This window comes from Neisseria sp. P0021.S005 (assembly GCF_051956955.1).
The window spans coordinates 1-3,186 of the sequence record NZ_JBQCWY010000347.1 but is presented as its reverse complement, the minus strand read 5'-3'; the positions used below and the strand labels follow the sequence as shown (position 1 = coordinate 3,186).

General features: G+C 50.4%; 3 protein-coding genes. 1 reads left to right on the top strand and 2 read right to left on the bottom strand.

All coding sequences use genetic code 11. From position 1 onward, the window contains the following. On the bottom strand, nt 1-574 hold a 574-nt coding region (locus tag ACTHUE_RS13965; RefSeq protein ID WP_440423771.1), incomplete at its 3' end, for a cupredoxin domain-containing protein. A 12-nt stretch (nt 575-586) separates the two neighbouring features. Next, entirely contained in the window at nt 587-1,420 is an 834-nt protein-coding gene (gene efeU / locus ACTHUE_RS13960; protein WP_440403347.1) for an iron uptake transporter permease EfeU, read from the bottom strand. A gap of 391 nt (nt 1,421-1,811) precedes the next feature. Here efeU and ACTHUE_RS13955 point away from each other — a divergent pair, with 391 nt between their 5' ends. Then, entirely contained in the window at nt 1,812-2,987 is a 1,176-nt protein-coding gene (locus ACTHUE_RS13955) for a cytochrome-c peroxidase (protein WP_440423770.1), read from the top strand. Nucleotides 2,988-3,186: the final 199 nt, after the last annotated feature.

The window sequence follows — 3,186 nt, the reverse complement described above, 5'->3', positions numbered from 1 at the left end:
GGACGCGGGTGGCGGCAAACAGGGATTTGGCCTTTTCAATGTCGCCGGCTTTAACGGCTTCGGTAAAGGTTTTGGTTTTCGCCACCAGCTCTTTAACCTCGCCTTGAACGTAAGCTTTATAGTCGGCCAAAGGTTGCGCCAGTTTTTCCAAATCGGCTTCGTTGGCAGTGTCTTTGAAGCCGCTGTCGGTAACAATCAGCTTACCGCGCGGATTGGTCAACAGGCCGCAAGTCATTTCGTATTCGCCCGGCAGCAGGGTAACGGTCATTTTGTCGGATAAACCCGGGGCGATGTTTTCACGCTCGTCCACCACCATCACGCCTTTCAGAATTTCCCATTCCAGCTTGCGGCCGCTGTCGTTTTTAATGTTGAACACGACTTGGCCGCTTGGGACAGTCAATTCCATCGGTTCGCAGGCAGTATCGTTCACACCGATATTGACCGAACCGTCGGCATTGGCGGCAGCGGATGCGCCTGAAGCGGCAGGCGCGGCTTTTTCGGCTTCAGGCGGCTGACATGCGGTCAAACCCAGAGCCAGCATTACAGACAAAGCAGTCAGATTGAATTTTTTCATTTTACTTCCTTCTTATTTAGTTAATTTAGTTAACGTTTTTGCCGGCGCGCTGCCGCGCAAAAACCAAATCATGACGGGAACCAGATACAGCAGCCAAATTAGGACTTCGCCTTCGGTCGGATGGTCGGTATAGCCGAAGAAACCGCCGAGCAGCACGCCTAAAGGGCTGTCTTCATGCAAATATTTCGATGTGTCGAAAGCGATGTCCTGCATCACATTCCATACGCCGGCCTCATGCAGCGCGCGAAACGAACCGGCCAGCAGACCGGCCGCCACCACAATCAGAAACGCGCCCGTCCAACGGAAAAATTTCGCCAAGTTCAGGCGCATACCGCCCTGATAAATCAGCGTACCGATGACAACCGCCACCAACAGCCCCAACACCGCACCTATCGGCATAGACCATGTCGGGCTTTGCTGGAACACGGCAAGCAGGAAAAACACGCTCTCCAAACCTTCGCGCGCCACAGCCAAAAACGCCATGCCGACCAAGGCCCAACCCTGGCCGCTGCCGCGGTTCAAGGCCGACTGAACAGAATCCTGAAGATGCTGTTTCATCGAACGCGCGGCCTTCTTCATCCACAAAATCATGTACGTCAACATCGCCACGGCCACCAGGCCGATGACGCCAACCACCAATTCCTGTTCTTTTTGCGGAATCTCGCCAGTAACGGAATGAATGCCGTAACCAATACCCAAACACATGACCGAAGCCAAAAACACGCCCAGCCAAACCTTCGGCATCAGCTCGCTGTGTCCCGACTGTTTCAAAAAACTGGCAACAATACCGACGATCAGGGCGGCTTCGATGCCCTCGCGCAGCATAATCAATAAAGCAATCAGCATAAAAAACTCTAAAGTGAAACGTTCATTTATTAACGCATATTAACGCATTTATAACGCTTTATGCTTAATAACGCAAATTATTTTCATTTTTTAATAACCCCGTATTTATTAAGATTTTTTAAAAGAAAATAACGAACGTAATCAATAAAAACTAAAAGGCCGTCTGGATTTTGGTTTTTTCAGACGGCCTTGAAATCATAACTAACTGTAAATAAATAATAAAAAAGTTTCATAACATAAAATTCTCTATCGGTTATATTTTCAAAATTTATCAAAATTAAAAGGTTGATTTACAGCAAGAATTAAAAGCAACTTATCTTAATATAGTTCAAACACTGCTGCTGCAACCAGCAAACCATTACATAACAAATGCATAACAAAGGAACCTCCTATGCCACGTTTGAAACTCCACCAAATCGTTCTGGCCTTGGCCGTTTCTGCCGCGTTGACCGCCTGCGGTGAGAAAACTGCACAAACTACTGAAACTCCTCAAGCTGCTTCTGCCGCGAGCGCTGCCGATGCCGCCGCAAGCACCGCCGCCGTTTCAGCCCCTCAAAATTCTGCCAATGTTTCTGACGAAGACAAAGCCCTGTTGGAACGCGCGCAAGCTACGTTCAAACCTTTGCCTGACGCAGCCGAAATGCAAAAAGTCCGTCCGTTTACCGAAGAACAGGTCAAACTCGGCCAACAACTTTGGTACGAAAACCGCCTGTCCAAAGGCAACACCGTCAGCTGTAACTCTTGCCACAACTTGGCAACTGCCGGCGTAGACAACATGCCGACCAGCGCGGGCCACAAAAGCCAATTCGGCGGCCGTAACTCCCCAACTGCTCTGAATGCCGCCTTGTTGGGCAGCCAATTCTGGGACGGCCGTGCAGCCGATGTGGAAGAACAAGCCGGCGGCCCATTGCTCAACCCTGTTGAAATGGCCAACGCGACCGAAGCCGATGCCGCCGCAAAAATCGCCGGTATCCCTGAATACCAAGAGAAATTCAAAGCCGCATTCCCTGAAGACGGCGCAGTTTCCTTCAAAAACATCACCACCGCATTGGGCGCGTTTGAACGTACCCTGCTGACCCCGACCCGTTGGGACGACTACCTGAAAGGCAACGTGTCCGCCCTGAGCGAACAAGAACGCAAAGGCGTACGCGCATTTATGGACAACGGCTGTATCGCTTGTCACAGCGGCGTCAACTTGGGCGGTACCATGTTCCAAAAATTCGGTTTGGTGGACGGTCCTTACTGGAAACACATCGATGATCCTAAACACGACAAAGGCCGTGCGGACGTAACCAAAAAAGCCGAAGACGAATTCTTCTTCCGCGTTCCAGGCTTGAGAAACGTCGAACGCACCTACCCATACTTCCACAACGGCAGCGTTTGGGAACTGGATAAAGCCGTCAACATCATGGCGAAAGCGCAATTGGGTAAAACCCTGGCTCCGGAAGACACTGAAAACATCGTTGCCTTCTTGAAAGCCCTCTCCGGCAATGTTCCGGAGTCTGCCCGAACCATGCCTGAGCTGCCTGTATCCACCGATGTCAAATCCCAACCTGACAACAAATAAGGTTTAGCACAAAACAAAGGCCGTCTGAAAATCCGTTTCAGACGGCCTTTTTGTTGCCGGCCATATGGGCGCCTTTGTTTCACGATTGCGCACAATATGGTAATCTTGAGCCGATTTTCACCATACATCCGAAAGGAACATCATGAGCCTGATTATTGAAGACTTGCAAGAAGGCCACGGCAAAGAAGCCGTCAAAGGC

What these genes read in the sequence shown, in the direction of transcription:
- efeU (WP_440403347.1), bottom strand. Translation starts at nt 1,420, where the DNA reads ATGCTGATTGCTTTATTGATTATGCTGCGCGAGGGCATCGAAGCCGCC.
- ACTHUE_RS13955 (WP_440423770.1), top strand. Translation starts at nt 1,812, where the DNA reads ATGCCACGTTTGAAACTCCACCAAATCGTTCTGGCCTTGGCCGTTTCT.